The 24745-nt window shown below is 44.4% G+C and carries 20 protein-coding genes; 13 read left to right on the forward strand and 7 right to left on the reverse strand.

The window, feature by feature from the left end:
* Positions 1–38: 38 nt before the first annotated feature.
* From J2Z28_RS16560 to cydC, 5 genes are all read left to right on the forward strand, one after another.
* Positions 39–1433: an MFS transporter gene (locus tag J2Z28_RS16560; RefSeq protein ID WP_211083322.1), complete on the forward strand. Its 1395-nt coding sequence runs from the start codon at positions 39–41 to the stop codon at positions 1431–1433.
* A gap of 399 nt (positions 1434–1832) precedes the next feature.
* Entirely contained in the window at positions 1833–3197 is a 1365-nt protein-coding gene (locus tag J2Z28_RS16565) for a cytochrome ubiquinol oxidase subunit I (RefSeq protein ID WP_211083323.1), read from the forward strand.
* Positions 3197–4210 carry a cytochrome d ubiquinol oxidase subunit II gene (locus J2Z28_RS16570; RefSeq protein ID WP_017688421.1) on the forward strand — a complete coding sequence of 338 codons (1014 nt, stop codon included), beginning with the start codon at positions 3197–3199 and terminating at the stop codon, positions 4208–4210. The genes J2Z28_RS16565 and J2Z28_RS16570 overlap by 1 nt, the downstream gene beginning before the upstream one ends.
* Before the next feature lie 14 nt (positions 4211–4224).
* Positions 4225–6048 (forward strand): thiol reductant ABC exporter subunit CydD, encoded by a 1824-nt coding sequence (cydD, locus tag J2Z28_RS16575; protein ID WP_211083324.1) that lies wholly within the window; start codon positions 4225–4227, stop codon positions 6046–6048.
* Entirely contained in the window at positions 6045–7772 is a 1728-nt protein-coding gene (gene cydC, locus J2Z28_RS16580; RefSeq protein ID WP_211083325.1) for a thiol reductant ABC exporter subunit CydC, read from the forward strand. Before cydD ends, cydC begins: the two co-directional genes overlap by 4 nt.
* 145 nt (positions 7773–7917) lie before the next feature.
* Here cydC and J2Z28_RS16585 read toward each other — a convergent pair whose 3' ends face one another.
* Positions 7918–8193 carry a hypothetical protein gene (locus J2Z28_RS16585; protein WP_211083326.1) on the reverse strand — a complete coding sequence of 92 codons (276 nt, stop codon included), beginning with the start codon at positions 8191–8193 and terminating at the stop codon, positions 7918–7920.
* A gap of 187 nt (positions 8194–8380) precedes the next feature.
* Here J2Z28_RS16585 and J2Z28_RS16590 point away from each other — a divergent pair, with 187 nt between their 5' ends.
* Positions 8381–9997 carry a helix-turn-helix domain-containing protein gene (locus J2Z28_RS16590; protein ID WP_211083327.1) on the forward strand — a complete coding sequence of 539 codons (1617 nt, stop codon included), beginning with the start codon at positions 8381–8383 and terminating at the stop codon, positions 9995–9997.
* Positions 9998–10025: 28 nt separating this feature from the next.
* Positions 10026–11771: a cache domain-containing sensor histidine kinase gene (locus J2Z28_RS16595; RefSeq protein WP_211083328.1), complete on the forward strand. Its 1746-nt coding sequence runs from the start codon at positions 10026–10028 to the stop codon at positions 11769–11771.
* Between the two features lie 105 nt (positions 11772–11876).
* On the opposite strand, the gene J2Z28_RS16600 is transcribed toward J2Z28_RS16595, so the two are convergent.
* The 4 genes from J2Z28_RS16600 to J2Z28_RS16615 form a co-directional block, all read right to left on the reverse strand.
* Positions 11877–12767, reverse strand: coding sequence for a carbohydrate ABC transporter permease (locus J2Z28_RS16600; protein ID WP_211083329.1), 891 nt, complete (start codon positions 12765–12767; stop codon positions 11877–11879).
* A gap of 18 nt (positions 12768–12785) precedes the next feature.
* Positions 12786–13676: an ABC transporter permease gene (locus J2Z28_RS16605; RefSeq protein WP_211083330.1), complete on the reverse strand. Its 891-nt coding sequence runs from the start codon at positions 13674–13676 to the stop codon at positions 12786–12788.
* Between the two features lie 90 nt (positions 13677–13766).
* Positions 13767–15371, reverse strand: a complete 1605-nt coding sequence (locus tag J2Z28_RS16610) for a type 2 periplasmic-binding domain-containing protein (protein ID WP_211083331.1) — start codon at positions 15369–15371, stop codon at positions 13767–13769.
* Positions 15372–15560: 189 nt separating this feature from the next.
* Positions 15561–16571 (reverse strand): alpha/beta fold hydrolase, encoded by a 1011-nt coding sequence (locus J2Z28_RS16615; protein ID WP_211083332.1) that lies wholly within the window; start codon positions 16569–16571, stop codon positions 15561–15563.
* Positions 16572–16695: 124 nt separating this feature from the next.
* Here J2Z28_RS16615 and J2Z28_RS16620 point away from each other — a divergent pair, with 124 nt between their 5' ends.
* Both J2Z28_RS16620 and J2Z28_RS16625 read left to right on the forward strand, forming a co-directional pair.
* On the forward strand, positions 16696–17580 hold the full coding sequence (locus J2Z28_RS16620; RefSeq protein WP_211083333.1) for a LysR family transcriptional regulator: 885 nt from the start codon (positions 16696–16698) through the stop codon (positions 17578–17580).
* A gap of 65 nt (positions 17581–17645) precedes the next feature.
* Positions 17646–18110, forward strand: a complete 465-nt coding sequence (locus tag J2Z28_RS16625; protein WP_076253082.1) for an NUDIX domain-containing protein — start codon at positions 17646–17648, stop codon at positions 18108–18110.
* Between the two features lie 162 nt (positions 18111–18272).
* Here the strand turns inward: J2Z28_RS16625 and J2Z28_RS16630 are convergent, their stop codons facing one another.
* A complete protein-coding gene (locus J2Z28_RS16630) occupies positions 18273–18620 on the reverse strand; it encodes a winged helix-turn-helix transcriptional regulator (RefSeq protein ID WP_076210744.1) in 348 nt (115 codons plus the stop codon).
* 134 nt (positions 18621–18754) lie between these two features.
* On the opposite strand from J2Z28_RS16630, the gene J2Z28_RS16635 reads away from it, so the two are divergent.
* Together J2Z28_RS16635 and J2Z28_RS16640 are read left to right on the forward strand one after the other, a co-directional pair.
* The gene (locus J2Z28_RS16635; protein ID WP_211083334.1) at positions 18755–19669 is read left to right on the forward strand and encodes a DsbA family oxidoreductase; all 915 of its coding nucleotides are present in this window, start codon (positions 18755–18757) and stop codon (positions 19667–19669) included.
* A gap of 116 nt (positions 19670–19785) precedes the next feature.
* Positions 19786–20358, forward strand: coding sequence for a hypothetical protein (locus J2Z28_RS16640; protein ID WP_211083335.1), 573 nt, complete (start codon positions 19786–19788; stop codon positions 20356–20358).
* Between the two features lie 637 nt (positions 20359–20995).
* On the opposite strand, the gene arfA is transcribed toward J2Z28_RS16640, so the two are convergent.
* Positions 20996–22489 carry an arabinosylfuranosidase ArfA gene (gene arfA, locus J2Z28_RS16645; RefSeq protein ID WP_280530835.1) on the reverse strand — a complete coding sequence of 498 codons (1494 nt, stop codon included), beginning with the start codon at positions 22487–22489 and terminating at the stop codon, positions 20996–20998.
* A 224-nt stretch (positions 22490–22713) separates the two neighbouring features.
* Between arfA and J2Z28_RS16650 the strand changes: the two genes are divergently transcribed.
* A complete protein-coding gene (locus J2Z28_RS16650; RefSeq protein WP_211083337.1) occupies positions 22714–23646 on the forward strand; it encodes an ArsR/SmtB family transcription factor in 933 nt (310 codons plus the stop codon).
* Between the two features lie 232 nt (positions 23647–23878).
* Entirely contained in the window at positions 23879–24727 is an 849-nt protein-coding gene (gene licT, locus J2Z28_RS16655) for a BglG family transcription antiterminator LicT (RefSeq protein ID WP_211083338.1), read from the forward strand.
* Positions 24728–24745 lie beyond the last annotated feature (18 nt).

The raw sequence follows: 24745 nt of genomic DNA on the forward strand, positions 1-24745 counted from the left end.
TCAAGTAAGATAACAGCAGAAGAGAGAGAGGTGCACCAATGAACGTTCGAAATAAAGGATTGATGTTAGCTGTTGGACTCGGAATTATGTTGAATCCGTTGAATTCCTCCATGATATCGGTGGCAATCTCCAGGTTACAACAAGTGTATCAACTTAATTTTACAGCCGTTTCGTGGATTATTTTATCATTTTACATTGCCAGTGCTGTCGCTCAACCCGTCATGGGCAAGTGTAGTGATTTGTTTGGCCGCAGGAAGATTTTCCTCATGGGTCTTGTTATTGTTTTTGTATCGTCCATGCTAGCTCCGTGGTCTCCCAGTTTTTCGTGGCTCATCGTATTCCGGATTGTTCAATCAATTGGCACAAGCATGATGGTGGCCGTAGGAATGGCGATTGTCAGAATGAACGTGACTGAAAAACAAGCCTCCGCCTTGTCCACCTTGGCTATATTCCTTTCTGGAGCGGCTGCAATTGGACCTTTTATTGGTGGAGTATTGATTCATTGGTGGGACTGGCAAAGCATATTCTTCGTTAATATTCCGTTTGTCATGGCAAGCTTTTGGTTCGCCTGGAAAACCATCCCGAAGGACGAGCAATCTCCGTCTATCTCTGGTCACATGTCCATTCGGCAATGGCTTGCGTTAATTGACGCACCAGGTATCCTGATGTTTACGGTAGCTTTGGTGACTCTACTCATCGGTTTACTTTCAGTAAATTCCACAGGAGATATTTCAACATGGCATCTGCTGACAGGGGGGATCGGGTTAATTGCACTCGTCATGTTCATCCGACATGAATTAAAAGCAGCCACGCCTTTTATCCCTCTGCGAACGTTTGCCTCATATCCGGAGATGACTTGGGTGAATGTGCAATACATGCTGGTGAACATCCTGTTTTACGCACTTTTTTTTGGAGTTCCTACGTATTTGAAGCAGGTACGTCATCTCAACGAAGTTCATACAGGAATGAGCATGCTAGCTTTGGGGTTATGTTCAGTCATTATTGCTCCGATCGCAGGACGCTGGATTGACAGATCGGGATCACGGCCAGCTCTGATCGTATCCGCTTCTTTAATGACATTTGGATCTATATTGATCGTTGTTATGAATGAAACTTCTCCAATCTTCATAATCATTGTTGCCTTAGCTTTATTTGGCATAAGTAACGGCCTAAACGCGGTCGGTATGCAAGCAGCACTGTTTAAAAGCACACCGAAAGAAATGATTGGAGTCGCATCGGGTATTTTTAATACATCACGCTATCTGGGGACCATTTTATCGTCGTTATTGATTGGAATTGTTATGGGGGATACATTCAATGTGACAGGATTTCAGATGCTTGGAATCATCCTTACGGTATTAGCTGCATCACTGATCATCATGAGCATACGTCGCGAGGCAGGTTTGGTGAGTCCGGAGCAAGTAAGCAAGTAAAATAGAGAATCTGCCGTGCAATAACACGTTTACACCCAATGAATCAATAGCTCCATTGGGTGTATTTTTGGTTTTTCACCAAGTTGTCAGAAAGAGTTGATCCTTTCTTGAACGTTTAGGGTAGAAGCCGTGTCTTTGATTGAATTAGGTAAAAATAAAGATATAATAATTTTGATTAATAGGCTTGGTTAGTACATTAAGTGCATCAATATCAGATTTTAATAGGCATCCAATGATTGTTATTATCGGGGGCCTACAGGAGTAAACGCATTATAGGTGTGGCAAGATATCGTCATACCTAACTTTGTGAAATTTTTCGCAACTCTGCATTGAGCTTGGCCAAATCTGATATTGAATGTTTCTAAATTGAACAGAGTTTGAAAGGAGGCAACACAAAGAATGGCTATTGATACGGTTTTATGGAGCAGGCTAGTGACTGGTTTGACGCTCGGGTTCCACGTGATTTTTGCAACGCTTGGTGTCGGCGTACCTTTGATGATTGCTATTGCAGAGTTCATCGGCATTCGGAAGAAGGATCACCATTACATACTTATGGCAAAGAGGTGGTCCAGAGGGTTTGTCATTTCTGTCGCGGTTGGTGTCGTGACAGGCACAGCGATCTCACTACAGTTGGCCTTGGTATGGCCGAATTTTATGAAACTGGCGGGGAATGTCATTGCACTGCCACTATTTATGGAAGTATTTGCATTCTTTTTTGAAGCAATATTCCTGGGCATTTATCTGTACACGTGGGATCGGTTCAAAAATCCGTATATCCACTGGTTGCTGACTATTCCGATTGTCGCCGGGGCAGGCATGTCTGCTGTTTTTATTACAACAGTGAACGGCTTCATGAACCAGCCTGAAGGTTTTGTCATGGAAGCAGGTCAATTCATGGCAGTGAACCCCGTGCAAGCGATGCTGAATACAGCGACGTTCTCCAAAGTGTTCCATGTATTAAGCTCGGCTTATCTGACAGGAGCTGCTCTGTTAGCAGGAATAGCAGCCTTTGCGATGCTGAGAAAAGGAGTGTCAGCCTACCACAAAAAAGGCTTGAATCTAATGATGGCCGTTGTGCTGGTATTCAGTTTATTAAATTCTTTAGCTGGAGATGTGTCTGCCAAGTTTTTGGCTGAGCATCAGCCGGAGAAGCTCGCAGCTGCCGAGTGGCATTTCGAGACGGAAAGCGGCGCGGATTTGATTTTATTAGGATGGCTGAATGCTGAACATGAAATTATAGGCGCACTTCATTTGCCGAAGGTGCTCAGTTTCCTTGCCTTTGGAGATTTTAACGCCGAGGTAACCGGGCTGAACGAATTTCCACCAGATGAACATCCGCCCTTACTTGTGCATTATTTGTTTGATCTAATGGCTGGCATTGGATTCGCTCTGCTTGCTATATCAAGTCTGTACTTCCTGTTTGTATTCTGGAAGAAACGTAATCAGTTTAACAAGTGGATGCTTCGTATGGTTGCACTCAGTGCACCGCTTGCTTTTCTGGCCGTTGAGATGGGTTGGTTCTATGCAGAGATCGGGCGGCAGCCATGGATCATCCGAGGTTATATGCGGGTAGAAGAGGCCGCTACTTCTTCACCGAGTGTGAGAATTTTATTTTTCGTCTTCTTGCTTCTCTACATCCTGCTAGGCGTTATGTGTGTCGTCGTACTGAGACGGTTGTTCAATAACAATCCTGCTGAACTCGAGATGGAGAAATGGTTGAAAGAGAAGCATGATCAATCAGCCAAGATAGGGGAGCAGGCCTGATGAGTTATGAATTGATTGGTATATCCGTACTCTGGCTGTTCTTGTACGGCTATCTTATTGTAGCTTCCATTGATTTTGGAGCAGGTTTCTTTGCCTTTTATGCACGCCTGACAAAGCAGGATCACCTAATTAATCGTCTGATCTCCCGTTATCTATCACCGGTTTGGGAGATCACCAATGTATTTTTCGTCTTTTTCTATATTGGTATCGTCGGGTTTTTCCCGGATACCGCTTACTATTATGGCTCTGCGCTGCTTGTTCCGGGAAGTATAGCCGTCATTTTACTTGCTATTCGTGGGTCGTTCTACGCCTTTGAGAATTATGGTTCCAAAAATAACATCGTATATCTGTTTTTATACGGAGCTACCGGGTTGCTTATTCCAGCGTCATTGTCAGTGGCACTGACCCTCTCTGAAGGTGGCTTTATTTTGAAGCAGGGGGATACCGTTTCCCTGGATTACTGGGCGCTGTTTACGAATCCATTATCGTGGAGCATCGTTGGACTAGCCATCGTGTCCGTATTGTTCATTAGCGGTTCATTTCTCACATTTTACGCTTCTCGGGCAGAGGATCATTCGGCATTGAAGCTCATGCGGAACTATGCTTTGTTCTGGAGCACACCGACCATTATTCTCGCGCTGACTGCATTTATATATTTGGGTCAACACAATGAGCGTCATTTTCAAAACATGATGGATTTATGGTGGCTGCTGGCGCTTTCCGTTGCGTTTTTCATGATTGCCATGTGGCTGTTATATAACGGACGGCGTTACGGATTAGCTTTTATATGCATCATGCTGCAATTTCTCACAGCCTTTTTCGCTTACGGGATTGGGCAATATCCTTACATTCTTGATCCATACATCACCATTCAGAGCAGCGCCACATCACCTGCAATGGGCTTTGCACTCGTCGTTGTGTTTATCGGTGGTCTATGCCTGTTAATTCCTTCTCTAATCCTGGTCTTCAAACTGTTCCTGTTTGATGCGGATTATGTGAAAGGGAAAAAATAAAGGAGGAGCGTTCAATGAAAAGGAGAGGCAAATCCAATCTGATCTCACAGCAAATGTCTTTACAACGAAAAAACAGACTTCTCCTTGCGATCATTTCGCTGGCCCTTGGTGTAGCTATTATAAGCCAGGCCACTTTGGTGGCTGAAGCAGTCCAGCGAATCTTTGTAGAGAAAGCTTCCTTCTCATCAGTGATGCTGTTGCTTGTCCTATTACTGGTTGTTATGGCTGTACGCTCACTGTTGTCGTATGGCAATGGGAAAGTGGGCTTGCATATGGCAGCACGCGCCAAGACGAATATGCGAGCATCTGTGTTGCAGAACCTGACCCGCGCTTCCATGCCTTCAACCCTTCGTGGACAGACGGGAGGAAAGGTCAGCGTTGCTTTGGATGCTGTGGATGAAGCCGACAGTTATTTCAGTCAATATATGCCGCGTATGATGGAAGCTGCGATGATCCCGATTCTGATTCTGGTTGTTACGTTTACGCAGCACGCCAACACAGGCTGGATTATGTTGTTTACGGCACCGTTTATCCCGCTGTTCATGATCTTGGTTGGGCTCAAGACAAAGAACAAATCAGAAGAAAAATACGCGCAACTGGCTGAGTTTTCCGGTACATTTCTGGATTCGCTTCAAGGGCTGGTTACGTTGAAAATATTCGGACGGGCTAAACGTCAGCAACAGGAAATTGAACGCAGCAGTCTGGGGTATCGTGATGCCACCATGGGCATTTTGAAAATTGCATTTACAAATACGTTTATGCTGGAATCCATTGTGATGTTAAGCATTGGTATCGTCGCGCTTGAACTGGCTATTCAATTACTGGTTTTCAAATCGATGAGCTTCCACACGGCCTTTCTCGTGTTGTTGCTCGTGCCCGAGTTTTACAGTCTGTTGAAGAATACGGGAACGGCTTTTCACAGCGGGCGAACCAGTATGGGGGCCATTCGTAAGGTGGAACAAATGCTTGAGGAAACAAGTATCAAGAGCACACAAACGGAGCGGGAAGAAGGATCGGATCAAAGCGAATTAACCAATGTCGATACAATTGCAAAGACGGAAGAGCTCCGTACAACTGGCGCCGAGTTGATATCAATGCCACCAACCATTGAACTGAATGATGTCCGATTCCAGTACACACCTGATTCCTTTGGACTTGAGACAGGACAGATCTTGATTGGACCGGGAGAACAGATCGCTATTGTAGGCAAAAGTGGCTCAGGTAAAACCACGCTGCTTCATCTCATTGCCGGTTTACTGAAACCAGATTCGGGAGCAGTCCTGGTTAACGGAAGCCAGCTTTCGCAACATGATGAGGCTGCTTGGTTTGAACGTGTTAGCTACATTACACAGCATCCGTATATTTTTGCAGGTACATTTGCCGAAAATATCGCGATTGGAGCGGGTCGGAACGTCTCCAGAGCTGAAATTGAGCAGGCGGCAGATGAAGCAGGACTTGCTGGCGTTGTTGCACAATTGGAGCAGGGCTTGGATACGTTTGTTGGTGAAGGTGGCCGGGGGCTGTCTGGTGGGGAAAAGCAAAGACTTGCTTTGGCACGTGCTTTTCTGAAGCGACCAGCTGTTATTTTGTTCGACGAACCCACCGTTGGTCTGGATCTACACACCGAGCGGGTATTGCAACAATCCATTGCGTCATTAGCCAAAACGGCAACGATGATTACGGTGGCTCACCGTTTATATACGATTCAACATGCGGACAACATTTTGTTTATGGATAATGGGGTATTGGTGGATTCAGGACATCATGAAGCGCTTCTGGCACGCCTGCCTCAATACGCGGAGATGGTGGATGTACAACGGAAAGGAGGGTTAGCATGAATGAGCTGACGATTCTGTCAAAAGCGATGATTCAGGAGCGCAAGGATATCTTGCTTTCGATATTGGGCGGATTTATCGCCGGCATAGCAGGGGTAGCTCTCTTTTCCGCGAGTGGTTATATGATATCTCAAACAGTATTTGCACCACCGTTGTACACCTTAATTGTACTCACTTCCATGGTCAAACTGCTCGGTTTCCTTCGAGCCGCAAGTCGCTACGGGGAACGCTTGTATTCGCACAGGGCAACATTCTCCATGCTGAGCCGTTTGCGGACGTCCTTTTTTGCCAAACTGATCCCGGTAACGCCAGGTATATTGAACAAAAACCGAAGCGGGGATCTGCTTGCGCGGATCGTGGGTGATGTGGAAAGTTTGCAAAATTACTTTTTGCGGGTCGCGTATCCACCCATCATGGTCGTTATGGTGTTTTTGGCTACCATGCTGTTCACTTCGGCCTTTTCGATCTGGATTGCGTGTTTGTTAGTACTAGGTATGCTGATTACAGCATTTGTTGTACCAGGTATTGTCTTGTTAGGTCAGCGAAAAATATACGGACGTGTCCGCCAGCAACGGGCCTTGTTGTCCACGGAAGTAACCGAAGTGTTGTATGGTTTCAGGGATTTGAAAGTATACGGCCAATTGGAACAGCGTGAGCAACAGCTTCAGCAGGCTTCCGCTGCATTGGCAACGGAACAGAAACAAGCCGCTTCGCACTTGCTGCGCGGGCAATCCATGCACGTTTTTGTGACGTATCTTGTTACATGGGGAGTACTGGCACTGAGCGCCTTTTTAATTGTGGATGGAGCATTTGCAGGTGTATTCCTCGCCATGTTGATCCTGGCCACGCAGACCGTGTTCGAAGAAGCTGCCGCAATGGCTATATTGCCTCTATATAAGCAGGACAGCGAACACGCCGCTCAGCGACTGGCGGAAACGGTGCCAACCTCCGATGTACAACCTGTACAGCCAAGCGGTGAAGTTTCAGCCGATCAGGCGGTTTCGATTGACCTATCCGGTGTTAACTTCCAATATGAAGGGGAATGGAGACCGGCGCTGAGGGAGCTATCCCTGCAACTTGCAGCAGGCTCCAAAACAGCGATTGTCGGGCCGAGCGGGTCAGGCAAGTCAACGATTATGGATTTGTTACTCAAGCTGCGCGCACCAACGTCTGGCGATATACGATTAAACGATGTTTCGGTGAAGGAACTGAATGAAGAGAGCATTTGGCAAGGGACGAATGTCGTGTTGCAGCAAAGCCACTTCTTCCGGGGAACCATCCGGGACAACCTGTTGCTGAATGGAGAAGGACATTCAGATAAACAACTGTCGGCTGTGCTGGATAAAGTGCAACTGCCGAATAAGTTGTTGACCGACATGGTGTATGAAAAAGGGGAGAACCTGTCGGATGGTGAGAAGCAGCGGCTGGCTCTCGCACGGGCCATGCTACGCAAAGGACGGTTATGGCTTCTGGACGAACCAACTTCTTCACTAGATTACGTCACAGAGCAACGTGTGTTGCAGCATCTTCTGGCACAAGCTGCCGAAGATACACTTCTCCTGATCTGCCATCGGCTGACGGGATTGGAAGAGATGGATCGGATTGTGGTCATGGACCAAGGCAAGATTGTAGAATCAGGTTCTTTCTCCGAGCTGATGGAGCAAAAAGGCTATTTTTATGAAATGAAACAAATTGAACGACAAATGATTGGAGACGCCGGGGCGTAAAAACGAATATCAGCCCTACTCAAGGTGTCGATAGTACTTCATAAAAGACTAAAGAACGTTACTGATGTTATCATCAATTAGCCGTTCTTTAGTCTTTTTGTCTATCTATTGAGAAGACTCGTTAAGCGGCAATGTTAATTTCCCTTTACATAACAGCAGATGACTCAGCCGTTTTATTTTTCTTCGCAAGTGGCTTTTTCCTTAGTGTCCTATCATACAAATATGGCTTTCCGTGATATTGCCGTGCATGCTTTTGTTTCTGCTTTTTATGTATATCAACCTTGATCTCAAGATTGGCAACGTTATTCTGGAATTCAGAAGCAACTCGTTTGCACCATTTCAATCCACTTTCTTCAGATGCACTGAAATGAACACGTAATAGATATCCGTTCACCGTTAATTCAAACTTGTATAAATTCATGATATGTATCCTTTCCAGGCGGGCATGTTATGTTACACCAAATACGATAATCTGATTATAACAGGAACGTATGTTCTGTAAAAGTGTTATTTATGATACCCGCAATTTAATAAGGTTCGCTAGACATCTTTGCAAGAGTCCGTTTAATGGTAAAATATCTAAAAATGGTTCATGTTGGGGGATACGCATGTATAAATTGATGATCGTAGATGATGAATTGCTCATGCGGGTTGGAATTCGTTCCATGCTGAATTGGGAAGAGTATAATTTCTATGTTGTTGGTGAGGCGGGAAATGGAAAAGAGGCATTAAGCCTTGCGCTTGAAGTGAGGCCTGATCTAATTATTACAGATATCAAGATGCCGATTATGGATGGGCTACAGCTTATACAAGAGGCATCCTGCGTACTGAAAACCTGTAAGTATGTCATCCTGAGTAATTTTGACGAATTTCATTATGTGAAAGAGGCGCTAAAACTTGGCGCTTCAGATTACTTGATTAAAAGTGAGATCACCGAATCCTCCCTTATTGACCTCCTGAGCACTGTTGGACAGAAACTGCAAAGTGAACATGTTCACCCAACCAACACACCCTCTATAATACACGACTATTCCAAGAGCCTAAGATATCTAAAGGATAGTTTCTTCCAAGATATTGTAAGCGGATTCATTAGTGAGGAAGATATGGTCACTAAAGCGGAAGAACTGCATTTTCGTATACGTTCGGACCAGTTGGTTGTCATGAAGTTCATCGTGAACTATTACGAGGATGCAAAGCGGAAATATGTAGAGAAGGGGGAAAAGCTGCTACGATTTTCGATTCTTAATATTATGGAAGAGATCATTCCATCGAAGTGGGAGAAAGAGATTTTTGTTGAAAGTTCCTCTGAATATTGGGTGATCGTCAATGTACTTCCTGAGAGCCAATCTGTACACGCCGACTTGAATAAACTATGTAATAAATTGCTGTCTTCGATCAAGGATTTTATGAATCTATCGCTCACGGCTGGGGTAAGTAGAATGACTTCCGGTTTCCTTCACATCAGGAAGGCCTGCCAAGAGGCAGAAACGGCTCTACAACAGGGTTTCTTCACAGGAAGCAACCAGGTGTTGTATTACGATGATATGGTTCAATCCCCAGATCGACACGAAGTTAAGGGGGCTTTAAGCCCGCAACAAGAACGAGATTTGTTGAAGTTGTGGGTAAGCAAAGACAACCAAAAGGCGGAAGAGTTCCTTGAAGGAATCCGATCCAATCTGGAACAGCTACGAGCGGATGAGAATAGCATTCGCAAGCAATATATCATGGTAATGGAAACGATACATTCCCATCTATCCCGAGCTACGGAAAGAGGTGCACCTTCTTTAACAGAAAAATCACCCTATGAAATCGTTCTAAAGGGGGAGTATTGGGAGGATATCCACCAAGATATGCTTGCTCATATTGCGTATTACTTCCAAACCGATTCCCAAATCAAACAGGAAAGCACTTACACCGATCTCGCCACTGAATTGATCGACAAGTATTATGCGGAAGATATCTCACTGCAAAGTATCGCTAGCCAAATTAGTGTGAATCCGTCGTATCTCAGCCGCGTGTTCAAACAGGAACGAGGAGAGAACTTTATTACGTACTTGACCCGAGTTCGAATTGAACATGCCAAGGCGTATCTATTGAGCAGAGGAATGAGAGTGTATGAAATCGCAGAAAAGGTGGGCTACCATAATTACACGTACTTCAGTAAGATTTTCAAAAAATCGGTAGGTGTCACTCCTGAGGAATATCGAGAATTACAGCAGGGATGAATGTAATCGGTGAATAGAGGTGCAGCATATGAAGCATGTTCGGCCCTTCCGAATCAAGTACAAAATTATGGTGATCTGTATGACGGTCATTATCCTTCCGGTATTGGTGATGACAATCAATTCGTATTACTCTTCAGAACGGTTGTTGGCACAGAACTATACAACGTTGCTAAACGATCTGGCCAAACAGACGAATATTCGCATTGACGAGTTCCTCAAGGAGATTGAGAAAATCACGCTGTTAGCCAGCAATGGGCTTAGTGACAATCTGTCTGCGACTCATGAAGGGAGTTTTCCGATCCAGGATTTCCTGCGAGAGGGTGATGAACAACATGAGATTGCCGCATACAATATTCTGATGAATTATATCATGATGAAAGATCGCGTATTCTCCATCTACCTCTACAATATGAACGGGGGGCAAGACCTTTTTGTCAGTCCACATCAACCCATTGATCCAAACTTCAAAGTAGCAAACGAATTGTGGTTTAAAAAGTTCATGCATGATAAGGATCGAACCATTACCCTCACAACACGAATCGATGAGCAATTGGAGAATAAAATACTGGCAGTGTCACACGCTCGCAAAATTCATGATGTGACTAGTGGAAAACTGCTTGGCGTGATTGTTGTCAGCATTGATATCAAATTCATCGAAATCGTCAATCGAAACTTGCAGGAAGGGCTGCGCTCCAGATTCATGATCGTTGATGAGGATGACAAGATCGTATATAACGTGAATGAACGATTAATCGGGACACTGTTCCGGGACAACGTTCGTCCGCCTGAAGCACTAAATGTCGTGGTGACCAGTCCCCTTAGTCAGCAAAAATGGACAACGTACTTATACATGCCGTTGGATGAGCTGACTGCTGATGGCAAAATATTGGGCCGTAATCTGGTGACGCTTGCCATTGTCATTGTTCTTTTTGCTGCCGTCATATCCATCTTTTTATCTCACGTGATCACAACTCCCATTAAAAAACTGCTACGGAATATTGCTCTAGTCGAGAAAGGTCAGTTTGAACAAGTTGAACCTATTGGATCAAAAGACGAGATTGGACATTTATCCATTCGATTCAACAGAATGTCGCATGAATTGAAGCGGTTGGTCGAACGGATGCAGCAGGAAGAAATAGAGAAAGCCAAGGCCGAGATGCGTGCGCTCCATGACCAGATCAAGCCACATTTTCTGTATAACACCCTTGGGTCGGTGAAATGGATTGCCTCAATGCAGCAGGCTGATAAAATCGTGGAAATGACTGATGCACTAATCTCGATGCTCCGCTATGCAACAAAATCCGATGGGACCCTCGTAACCATTCGTGAGGAACTTGATAATATAACGAATTACGTAACGATCCAGAATGTCAGGTACTACGATTGTATTCAGATGAGATACGAGATTGAGGATAGAGTGTTGGATTATCGGATGCCCAAAATGGTCCTGCAGCCCATTGTGGAGAACGCGATTTTTCATGGTCTGGCCGAGCTTGAGGAAGACGGAATGATTACCATTCGGATTCAATCACAGCTGAATAAAGTTGTGATCGAGGTCTGCGATAATGGTGTTGGTATGGATCATCATACGATGCAGAATCTATTGGAAGAGAAGCCCGGTGCAAGTATGGGAACGAATGGGATTGGATTGCATAATGTGCAGCGGCGGATTCAGCTTCATTTTGGTAAACCTTATGGAATACAGGTGGAGAGTAAAATGGGTGAAGGTACCATTTTCTCCATTCTGCTGCCTGCCATCATAGAAGCCAAATAGTCATTCATGCTTTCATTTATGCATCTCATAATGCGGTACAGCGATCATAAAAATAAGTTTAGATATAAACAAAGGGCTCGCAGTATGAACTGCAAGCCCTTTTGTTCACCCTTTGACGCTACCTAGCACCAAACCTTTGGTGAAATATTTTTGTAAGAATGGATACACGAGCAAAATCGGAATGGCACCCAGGAACATCTGAGCGGCGCGCCCCGTTCTGGCGTTCATCATGGACAACAGCTGCGTATAATCTGACCCAGATTTCAGCATGATTTGCTCAAAACTTTGCAGGAGGGTCTGGAGGTAACTTTGTAATGGATAATTGGCTGGATTGTTCATATAGATAATGCCATCGAACCACGAATTCCAGTGGGCAACGATGCTGAACAAACCAACCGTAGCGAGAGCGGGCTTGAGAAGTGGGAGTAGAATACGAAGCAATACCTGTACAGGCCCAGCACCATCGATAATTGCTGATTCTTCAATCTCCTCGGGCAGCCCCCGAATGAAATTCATGAGGATAATCATGCTGAATACGGGAAGGGCCCCAGGCAGGATCAGAGACCATATGGAATCGATTAGTCCCATTTTGACGACCACGAGATAAGTTGGAATTAGTCCTCCACTGAATAACATGGTTATTATGAAAAATCCCATATAGATATTACGCCCCATTAATTTTTGTTTTGATTTGGAGAGGGGATAAGCCGTCAGTACGATCAGAACCAGATTCACCACCGTTCCGATAACGGTTCGTTGAATGGCTACCCAGAGAGAGGAGAAAAATGATCCTCCAGTTAATGCAAACTCATAGGCTTTTGTCGTGAATTCCACAGGCCAGAACGTAACACTCCCCGCAGATACAGCCGCGCTGCTGCTGAATGAAACAGCCAGCAGGTTGATAAACGGCAGGATACATAGGAGAGAGATTAGAAGCAATATGGTGTAGTTTATGATAAGAAACAAACGCCTGCTCATACTTTTATCATAGATCATAATGTGAGTTCCTCCTTCTTAGAAGATACGATAACCAGCCACTCTGTAAGCCAGGATGTATGATACAGCAACGAGAACACTGGAAATGATCGATTTAAATAACCCGACAGCGGTACCAATTGAATACTGCGCTTGTTGAATTCCTAAACGGTAGACATAGGTATCAATAATATCACCGGTCTGATAGACAACAGGGGAGTAGAGATTATAGATTTGGTCAAAGCCAGCATTGAGTACGTTTCCAAGTGAAAGTACGGTCATTAAAACAATGGTTGGCATGAGGAGAGGCAACGTAATGTAGATGGTTTGTTTCCACCGTTTCGCTCCGTCGATCACCGCGGCTTCGTAAAGTCCCGGATCAATACTGGTCAGGGCTGCCAAATAAACAACCGTGCCAAACCCGAAACCTTTCCATATGTCACTCACAATCATCGTCCAAGGAAAAATAGAGGGTGTGCCAAGAAAGGAGATCGGTGCAATCCCAAATACACTTAGAAATGTATTGATAATGCCGTCGGAGCTAAGGATATCTAGCATAATGCCGGCCATAATGACCCAAGAGAGGAAGTTCGGAATGTAGACAAGAGTTTGGAATGTACGTTTGATTCCACTGTGTAGTACCTCGTTAAGCAGTAATGCGAAAATTACGGGCACGATTATACCACCGATAATCTTAAAGACAGACATGTACAATGTATTCCAGATCGTTCTTACGAAGTTTGGCTGATTAAATATGTGGGTAAAATTATCCCATCCTACCCATGGCGAGTTGAATCCGAGGCCCGGATTGTACTTCTGAAACGCAATAATAAGTCCGTAGAAAGGGATGTAACAAAAGATGAAGACCAAGACCAGGCTTGGAATCAACATGAGATGGTAAGCACTCTGCTGTTTCCATTTTCTCAACATACATATTCCTCCGTTCAGTGTACGCCAAATGTAATCGCTATCAAATAAAGGGGAGAGATAACCCTCGTCCCCTCTTTGTGACAAACGAAATTATTTCTTCCCGTAGGCTTCATTAACTGCCTGGGTTGCGTTATCGCCCCCGGCTGCACGCCAATTCTGGACAATAACATCGAAATAATCGATACTTTCGCTACCCATAATGATCTTGGTGAAACCTTCGGTCAGGATATCATCCAAGGTTGTGCCGTAGCTTGAAAGTATTTCTGGCGTAACACCCCATAAGGCCGTCTTTGTATAGTTCTCGCTGTCCAGTACTTTCTTGGCAAGACCATACGCATTCTTTGGAGCCCCTTGTTGCAAATAATCACCAACTGCTCCTGGGGTTGCATTCTCCATGAATTCCACACTGTTGTTATATTTTTGCCACATACCCGAAGTTGTGAGTCCACTGGTATCCTTGGATTGAAGGGCAGCGGAGACTGCCTCAAATTGCTCGTAATCGGAATTCGGATTAAGTACACGGAATGCTCCAACAACATGGGCAATATCGTTGTCCAGCAAGGCGGATAACGTTTCTGTGGATTCCTTGCCATTGCCTTCATCCACAATATAAGCATAGTCGTTCAAAATTTTGATCACTTCTTCAGGGCTCTTAAATCCCTTTTTCATAACGATATAATTGTTGTTGGCGAAGAAAATGGATTGTTTGGCTTCTTTTCCATCAACGGTAGGGATGATATAAGGGTAGAAGATAGCGTCCTTACCCAGATTGGATACTGTGTCGACACCCGGATTATAACCCCACCATTGGTAATAAGGTTGCATTCCCACTTTGCCGGCTACAATATCAGCGTTCATCGCATTAAAGTCTTTGATTGCAAATTCCGGATCAATAATGCCTCGCTTGTACCATTCTGACCACTCAGCCAGCGCATTTTTCATCTCAGGCTGCACGGAGCCGTACACGAGTTTTCCAGTGCTATCCTCCATCCACATATCTGGATGCGCATTCCATGCAATGGCCAGCAGGTTGAGGTAATCCAACGATTGGTCTACCGCTATACCATAACCACCGTGTTTTTCCATGAATTTTAGTGCGATATTTTTGATGTCTTCCACAGATTTTGGATCTTGGACACCCAATTCTTCTTTCCAGTCGTTCCGGATCCAGATGAAGTCTGGTTGTTCAATTAATCCCCAGTGCATCTGTGGTATTCCGTACAGCTTACCGTCCTTCTTTCCAGATTCGTAACTGTCCGCATCTGCTTCCATGTAACCTTTGAGACGATCTGAAGCGTGTTGATCAAAGACCTCGGAAAGGTCCATGACCATATCTGCTTCGACTAACTGTCTCAGTTGTGATGGATTAACTCTGAATACGTCAGGAAGATCGTTCGATGCGATAGCCAAATTGAGTTTTGTATCGTACTCATCGCTGACCCAGTCTGTTTTGACATTGATATTAAACTTCTCTTTGTATCGCTTAATCCATACATTGTTGGTGATATCGTCGCCCTTTGGATATTTTGCTGAAGTGTATTCTGATGTTACGGTGTGAATGGTTGTCGTTCCAGCCTCGTTGGAATCCGTGTCCGTCGTTGAACCTTTATCGGCACCGCTTCCATTGCTACAGGCTGCGAGTAATAAGGTTGACATGCACACAGACAAGACTAAGGCTTTCGTTTTCTTGTTCATTTCTTTTCCCCCTTATCAGTCATCATATTTCAATAACGCTTACTTGAAAATATTCTAAACGAGAAAGGGGGAACGTGATATAAAGGTTATTGACGAGAACCGGTATCTTTTTTTACTTTTGAGTTGTAGTGGAGAAAAGAGAAATGAGCTTTGTGCACTTTTTTTACTTTGTGCTCCTTCTTTTTTTACTTATGTCTCCAAAAATTGCTTTAGATGACGATCGATAACGAGTGAATCCTCTTCATTTGCTCCGATTCCAAAGCAGTGTCCCCACTTGGACTCTATAGGTTGATACACCGCGTTTGGCATATGCTGAGCATCATACGAACTGTCTTCTGGCGTGAAAAACAAGTCACTTGATCCTGGCATAACGAGTGCAGAAGCAGTGATCTTGCTTAACGCCTGTTCGAAGTTGCCGTCATCGACGGGATTATCGCTAATGTCTCCATAGATTCCTGTACGCAACATGGTAATCAAGTCGTTAGCATCGAAGGGAAGAAATACTTGATCCCAGTAATCTTCTACATAAGATTTCAAGGAGTCGTAACCCTCAGATTGGTACAATTTCTCCAAATAGTACGCCTGCGAGAACCCCCATGGAGCATAAGCTCTTCCCATCGCTGCGAGACCGGCAACCGGAGGGCGCTCATATCTACCATTTTTATAATTCGAATCTGCCTGTAACGCCGCGATCATTGCTTCGAATACCAACTGTGTATGGGGTCTGCTCTTTGCCGTTCCGCCAAAGGGAGCAATACGCTCGACCATCTCAGGATAACTGGTTCCCCATTGATAAACCTGCATGGCTCCCAGCGACCAACCCACAACAAGTTTAATTTTGGAGATACCGAATTTTTGAGTGATGAGTTGATGTTGGGCATGCACATTGTCATACATGGAGATGAGAGGGAAGTTGTCCTTATCATATGGGGCAGGGGTATTACTTGGAGAGGATGATAATCCGTTACCCAACATATTGGGCACAACGATAAAATAACGACTGGGGTCCAGTGCTTTGTCCGTTCCAATTAACCATTCATTATCTGTGTGAATTCCAGCAAACCATGTTGGGACAACAATAACATTGTCCTTTGCCGCGTTTAAGTTTCCATAGGTCTTGTAAGCGATAAAGGCTTGAGGGAGCTGTTGTCCCGATTGAAGTAATGTATCTCCAAGGTTATATGTTTCATAATCGTTCATAGATTGATTCTCCTTATAAAATAGTAATAACTTGATTTCACTCTACAATACGTCTATTATCAATTCAACGAAACGTTATCGAACATATCATTCATTTATTTTGAACTTAGGAGGTGCCTGACTCATGGAAATACGCCAGCTAAAAACCTTTTGGACACTTGCATCGACCTGCAGCTTTAGTCAAACTGCTGAATTATTGAGCTATGTACCGTCTACCATAACCATGCAAATCAAATCGCTGGAAGAAGAGCTTGGGGTGAAATTGCTGGATCGATTAGGCAAAAAGGTCGTGTTAACGGATGCTGGCCAACAGTTTCTGCCGTACGCCACTAAGATATTAAACGACGTAGAGGAAGCAAAGTGCATATCCAGTCAGCACGGAGAATTGGCGGGAACGGTTGTGATCGGAGCAGACGAAGTGCTGTGTGCATATCTTCTTCCAGCTTTGTTCAAACGCTTCCGAGCGGAATATCCTGGTGTGCGGTTATTGTTCCGCCCCTTGTCTGGGCAAGAGCTTAAATCGAGTCTGAGAGAAGGGCATGCCGATGTCGTTTTTGTATTGGATGAGCCTATTAATTCCAAAGACCTTCAGTCAGAGTTTTTAAAGGATGAGACCTTTCAAATGGTGGTTTCTCCCGATCATATGTTAGCATCGCGTTCCGAGTTGGTCATCGATGACTTCCACAAACAGCATTTTTTACTGACCGAAAAGAACTGTTCGTATCGCACTTATTTTGACCAATCCATAACAAAGAAAGGTGTGGATGCTCTGACAGAGCTGGAGTTTCATAGTGTAGAAGCCATTAAACAATGTGTTGTGGCTGGTCTAGGGATCGCTTTATTGCCTGAAATGGCTTTGAAGAAAGAGTTGAGAGAAGGGGAAGTGGTTGCACTGCCGTGGGATTTATCAGATGTATCCTTTTCTGCGCAAATGCTCTGGCATCGGGAAAAATGGATCTCTCCGTCTATGGCTGCTTTCATGGAGGTCGCCAAGAGTGAGTTGATTTGATTGTTCAGAATTTGTTTAGATGTATGTGTTAAAATATTCTTTACAGAATATATGGGGGATTAGCAATGGAGAGAAAGATTAGAAATTCTGCAAAAGCATTGATCATTAAAGACGGGAGAATGCTTGCAATGAAGCAGGATGATAATGATGAAGTCATCTACATTCTGCCTGGTGGGAGCCAGAATGCAGGTGAAACCCTGACGGATGCTGTGAAGCGTGAAGTTGCGGAAGAAATCGGAATAGATGTAGAACCGTTATCACTGGAATTTGTCATTGAAGGTGTATACGGTGAAGCTCTTCATCGTGTAGATTTTGTTTTTTTATGCGAGTACATAGGTTTGATGGACCAAGATAGTTCTATTCTGCCAAGTGACGAAAATCAAGTGGAATATGAATGGCTCGAAATTAAAAATATAAACGAACTACCTTTATTTCCTGCAAAATTACGAAAGCAGATCATTCGATTGGTTGATGGAGAAAAAACGGTTATGTATTTAGGAAATGAGGAAGATGACGACCTGAATAGTTAGATGTGTACACGTCGTAAACAAGCGGCCGTCTTGTATTTATAAAGGAAAGGCTATTTCAAAGGACATGATGATCCAGTGAAATAGCCTTTTTGTCGTTGAACAAAGTGTACAGAGCGATTCAAAAATGAACATCTATGATAAGGGGTTACACTAGGCCAGGAATTATAGTTCTTGTTGCTTCACGCCTGCTGTCATATTTTTCTGACCCCATATTACCATGGATTCAATTAAAGGAACCAATTCCTTGCCTGATTCTGTGAGCGAATACTCCACTCTCGGTGGCACCTCGTTATATTGCTCCCGATGCACGATGCCGGAATGAATCAAATCCTTCAAACAGTTCGTTAACATCGTTCCGGTAATGCCAGGCAGTCTTCTTTTTAATTCATTGTAACGTATACAGTCATTTTCACTGAGGATTGCCAGGATCGGAAGATTCCACTTGCCTCCAATAACCTGAAATGCATAAGTCGCTGGACATAACTGATCGAAATTAAACTCGTATTTCACTTGATACCCTCCAATAGTATACTTTTTGATACTAAGTCAGAAAAAGAATCGTACTTGTTCAGAAGATTGTAGACATTATAATCAAACTAACACAAGAAAATCAATTCATAAGACAATATAAAGGCGGGATAAACGTGAGTAACGAATCTATGATGTGTGATCTGGAAACAGGCATATGTGGTGTGAGCGAAGAAGAGGCGATGCAAGAAATCAATCTGAATCATGTTGAGAAAAGGATAACTCTATATTACGCAACAGATCCGATCTGCTCTCACTGTTGGGCGCTTGAGCCTGTGCTTCATCGGTTTGTTGAGGAATACGGCCATTATTTTACGCTGCAAATTAAAATGGGTGGGCTACTGGCTAGCTGGAATGGTTTCTCGGATGGCGCTAACGGGATTCAGAAACCTTCGGACGTTGCAGCGCATTGGAAGGAAGTGGGTGAGCATTCACGCATGCCTATCGACGGTTCCTTATGGCACGATAATCCAATACTTTCTTCCTATCCGCCATCTCGCGTATTTAAGGTCATTCAGAGTACACACCCTGGTAAAGAGCAGGACTTCTTAAGACGTGCGCGTGAAGCCGTGTTTGCATTTAATCGAAATATTGGAGAAGATGATGTGCTGGCGGATATCGTTGATCAACTGGGCTTGAATGGAAAAGAAGTGGTTGAGGCGGCTGCACAGCAATCTGCACAAGATTTATTAGAGGAAGACTTTGAGAGTGTCGCTGGTTTGGGAGTTAGAGGTTTCCCATCAATTATCATTGTGAATGAAGAGAATCAGGGTATAAAAATTGTCGGAGCGCGTTCTCTTGAAACATATGTGCAAGCACTTCAGCAGGTGCTCGGTGGTGATCTGAAACCCAAACAGATAATCTCGTTGGAGCAGAAAATCAATGAAGGACACCTTCTTTTTTCTAAAGAAATGGAGGTCTTGTACAGTATCGAAAAGAGTGATATTGAATCATATGTGAAATCTGAATTGGCAGAGCACACATATCGTATGGGTCATATTTTGAATGAGATGTATATTGAGCATATCTGAGGTAGGAGCCGTGTTAGAATCTTCCTGCTTTCGGCACACGGATGTGTTATTCGCACAGGCAAGTCGTCCACCCATTGCGTAGACTGAAGTAGATCAAGTCAAGTGAGGTGAATTCCATGGCTAAAACCAATGAAATACACGTCCGGGTGAAACGGCTCAAGGATCGCCCAGTCTGCGTGACTCTTCATAATGGCGAGACGTACGTCGGGTACATCTCTGGTGTTAACAGCGAAGGCGTAGTGCTTACCGGGGGCGGAAAGCTTACTCAGGCCGCAATCACAGCACCCTCATCTGAAGGCAGTGCTCGCAAAACCAAACCTAAGGCAGGGGCTACGAGAAAAACAGCATCCTCTCGAAACCGTAAACGGGTGAACAGCACACGTAAGTCGCAAGTACGATCCCGGTCGATGTCTCGCTCAACGTCTAGGCAAGCCCAGGTATCCTCTTTCATGCCTATGCTAGGCTCAATGTTAGGTGGCTTTGGCGGTGCAGGGTCGATTGGAGGTATGTTAGGCGGTGGCATGCGGTTGTTTGGCATGATCCAGCGGTTTACACCTGTGGTCAAAATGGGGTATGGCATGATTAAGCAGATTCAGCCATTTATGGGTGCAGTTCAAGGGCTGATGACTCCAGCAAACCAAGCAGCTCAGGCTGAAACCGAAGGTGAAGAGGAAGCACAACAAGGATAATACTTGAAATGAAAATCGTGAAATAGAACACAACCTTCGTTGCATAATGGGAAGGAAGCATTGCTAGTATGTTGGGTGATCTGATCTCTTTCTGATCTGTTCTGTTCCTTATCTTCGTATCTGTTCTGTTTCAGCTTCTTCGCTAGATGCTTAACTGCAAGCTGCTCTCCGTACGCCAAACGGAGGGTGGCTTATTTGCTTATGCTGTATATGAGGTTCGAACCAGCTCGATTTCGCATGCTTGCTCAGTGCTAACGAACCTCAGAAACCTTATCCGGGTCAATATCAAGCCATTAAAATTCTAACGAACATGACACACCCTATTTGCTGCAAAATGTAAGATATAGTGTGGAAAAGGGGCTGATTCTGCAGCATAACTTCTCCTGTGTTCGTTAGAATTAGAATCCGCCCTAAACGGGTTAAATAAGACTCCCTGTGTTCGTTAAATTCGTTCGTTGCGAGGAATAAAAACTGAGGTTTCAAATACGCGTCTAAAATCTAACTTTGGAACTATGTAGTTCGGACGTTTGCCATCATACAGCAAAAAAACACCGCGCGCAGGGAGCTGCACGCGGTGCGAAAAACAATGCTGATGTTGCAGAGTAGGAGAGAATTCAATCCCGCTCTTATTAAGCCTTTAAGACTGTTTGGTTTTGAGGCGAATCACGTTCCATGATGCTTTGTTCAAGACTGCTTGCACTTTACCTTGGTCAACCGTTGTATATCCACCGTTGTGAGGAACAACGTTACGTGGGTTTTCTTTGGTATTGGTGGCTTTCAAGTCGTTGTTCTCCAATACGATATGCTCCACAAATGTGGTTTCTCCGAAGGAACGCAGATCCACATTCAGTTCCAACTGCTCATCCAGATGTCTGTTCACCGCAAAGATTGTGATCGTGCCGTTCTCTTCATCATGCACACTGATCGCTTCAAGGTAAGGCACATCTGTAAAGTCTTTGGAATCATATTTAGGTGAAGTTGTGATGGATCGCAACACCGTACCACGACCGAAGTTGGATGCATGCATGAACGGGAAATACGTCGTCTGGAACCAGATCGCTCCGTTATTTTCTGTCATGATTGGTGCAATGGTGTTAATCAACTGAGCAAGGCAAGCCATTTTTACACGATCGGCGTGCTTGAGTATGGTAATCAGATAACAGCCCACAGCCAGTGCATCTTCATGAGTATACACATCTTCAAACTCTGGAGGCGCAATCTGCCACCGTTCTTCCATACGGCTTGTGCCGATGGATTTCCAGACATTCCATTCATCCAGAGACAGCATTAATTTCTTTTTGCTGCGTTTCTTGGCTTGTACAAAATCACAGATTGAAGCCACACTATCAATAAATTGATCCAGATCCAGCGATGTCGCCAGGAAGTCATACGTGTTGTCTTTATTGTTGTTGTAATACTGATGCAGGGACAAGTAGTCCACATTTTCATAGGTGAGATCCAGTACGGTTGCTTCCCAATCTGCAAATGTACTCATGTCACGGCTGGAACTGCCGCAGGCCACAAGCTCGATCTCAGGGTCTACCCATTTCATCGCTTTAGCGGTCTCATTGGCAATACGGCCATATTCATATGCAGTCATTGCACCAATCTGCCATGGTCCGTCCATTTCGTTACCAAGACACCACGTTTTGAATTTATGCGGGTCCTTGTAACCATGAGAGATACGCAGATCACTCCAGTATGTGCCAGATGGGTGGTTGCAGTATTCGATCAGGTTTCTGGCCGCATCAATGCCGCGAGTACCCAGATTTACAGCCATCATCACTTCGGTTCCAACCAGTTTGGCCCAATCTGCAAATTCGTTCGTTCCAACGGCATTCGTTTCAATCGTCCACCATGCCAGTTCAAGTCTGCGTTTACGCTCGGCTATCGGACCAACGCCGTCCTCCCAATTGTAACCGGATACGAAATTGCCGCCCGGATAACGAACGATGGGTACGTTCAGTGCTTTGATCGCTTCAATGGCATCCTGACGGAAACCTTGAGCATCTGCCGTAGGATGACCTGGATCATAAATACCGCCGTATACGGCCCGTCCCAGATGTTCTATAAATGAACCATAGACACGCGGATCTACTTCAGCAATCTGAAAGTCTTTATCGATAAGCATTTTGGATGTAAGCAATGGGAAAACCTCCATAGAATTAATTTTAGGGTTGTAAGAAACTTTATTTCAAGATGAGTTCGCATAAAAGCAAAATCAACTCATTGATTTGTTATCTAATATGTACCATAATGCTTATATATTGAGCAAGTTCATTTTTATGAGTTCGCAAAATAACGAATCCTGAAATTGAAATAGATCGATTTTACTCAAAAAAGGAAGTGAACATCATGATGCTTGGGACAGATGCAGCTTCATTGCTAATTTACGAGGCACTGGCAAGTGAAGCCCGTTTAAACATTGTGCGCCTGCTGCTACAAAACAGGGAAATGCATATCAATGCGCTTGCCCAAAAGCTTTTTCTGAGCAAAGCTATTGTAAGTACACATGTCAGCAAGCTGCAAAAAGCCGGAATTGTCGGTAGCCGAATGAAACGGGAGAACGGCGGAACCTATAAGTACTGTTTTATCGTACGAGAGTTCATGACTATTAACCTGTCACCAGAGCCTGTTGACGCTCCTTACCATGAAATATCCATACCGGTAGGTCAATATACAGATTATGAAGCGTGGCCGACCTGCGGGATTGCGACAACTACGCAAATGATTGGACAGTACGACACACCGGCCTGCTTTATGGACCCGGATCGGGTGAACGCGGGAATCCTTTGGATGGCGCGAGGTTTTCTTGAATATAAGATTCCCAATTATCTGTATAATGATCAGCATCTTCGAGAGATTGAAATTTCCCTTGAATTAAGCTCGGAAGCGCCAAAGGTGAACGAAAACTGGCCTTCTGATATTCGCTTTACCCTTAACGGCAATGACCTCGGTACTTGGACAAGCCCTGGTGATTTCGGGGATCGGAAAGGTAAACATACGCCACTATGGTGGAAGCTGGATGTCAACCAGTATGGTGTATTGAAAATGCTGCGTATTAACGGGGAAGGCACGTTTATTGATGGTCAGCGCATCTCGGACGTGCGCGTTCAAGACCTGAAGCTGGATGCATCCACCTATTGGACCTTTGGATTGAAGCCGGAAGAGGGCGTAGCTGGCCGAGGCGGACTCACCCTGTTTGGCAAAGGTTTTGGCAACTATGATCAGGATATTCTGATTCGATACTATTATGATGCTCAGGAAAATAAAACTCCAGACGAATAGGATTTTCGTTTTGATGTCAATTTATAGAGGGAAAGTTACACGATGAACCACCTGCAGAACAATTCCAGAGTAATGGTATTGACAACGATTACATAGCTGATATAAGATACAGCTATATAAGGAGTGTCACTGATTCGATCAGGCACCACCAAAGTCTGGATTTCACAAGTTTGTTTATTACTTGTGAATTGGACATTGGTGGTGCTTTTTGCATACTGGGGGTGATTGCATCATGAGGTTTAAAAAATCGTTAAATAACAACATTGCACTGGCGGAAGACGCCGAAGGCTGCGAAGTCATTGTCATCGGAACGGGTGTTGGCTTCAAAAAAGTAAAAGGACAGCCGATTGAGCAGAGCCAGATCCAGAAAATGTTCCGAATCGGCTCAAATGATAAATATCAGCGAGTTGAGCAATTTCTCAGTGATATCCCACTGCAAGTCATTGACATTACGGATCAGATTATTGAAGAAGGCAAGACGATGATCGGAAAAAAGCTGAATGACTCGATCCTGTTAACACTTGCGGACCATATTCATTTTGCGCTGGATCGTTTCAAAAAAGGCGTGGATGTGCAAAATCCGCTTCATTGGGACATTCGCCATCTATATCCTGCCGAATACCGTGCCGGAGAATGGGCAGTTCAAAAAATCAATGATGCTTTTCAAGTCTCATTGCCATCTGGTGAATCAAGCTCTATTGCCCTTCATTTCGTGAACTCACAATTCGAGTCGGGCAGTATGAACCAAACGATTAAAATTACACAGATGATTAATGACATTTTAGGTATCATGACAGAACATTTTGGAATGGCACTGAATCAGGAATCTGCTGATTTTTCCAGGTTCATCACCCATCTGAGATACTTCATTGTTCGTCAGTTGAACAGGGAAGTGCTCTCGTTCAAAGATCAGCAATTTCTATATGATGTATTGTCGGAGCGATATCCTGTCAGCTTCCAATGCGCACTCAAAATAAAGGAGGCGATGGAGCAGCAACGCGGATTCGTGATTACTCCCGATGAGATGGTATATCTCATGATCCACATCGAGAGAGTGACATCCCGTACCGATACGGATTAATCTCCATACAACCTGTTT

Origin of the sequence: Paenibacillus xylanexedens (assembly GCF_017874615.1) — a bacterium.
Lineage (GTDB): Bacteria > Bacillota > Bacilli > Paenibacillales > Paenibacillaceae > Paenibacillus > Paenibacillus xylanexedens.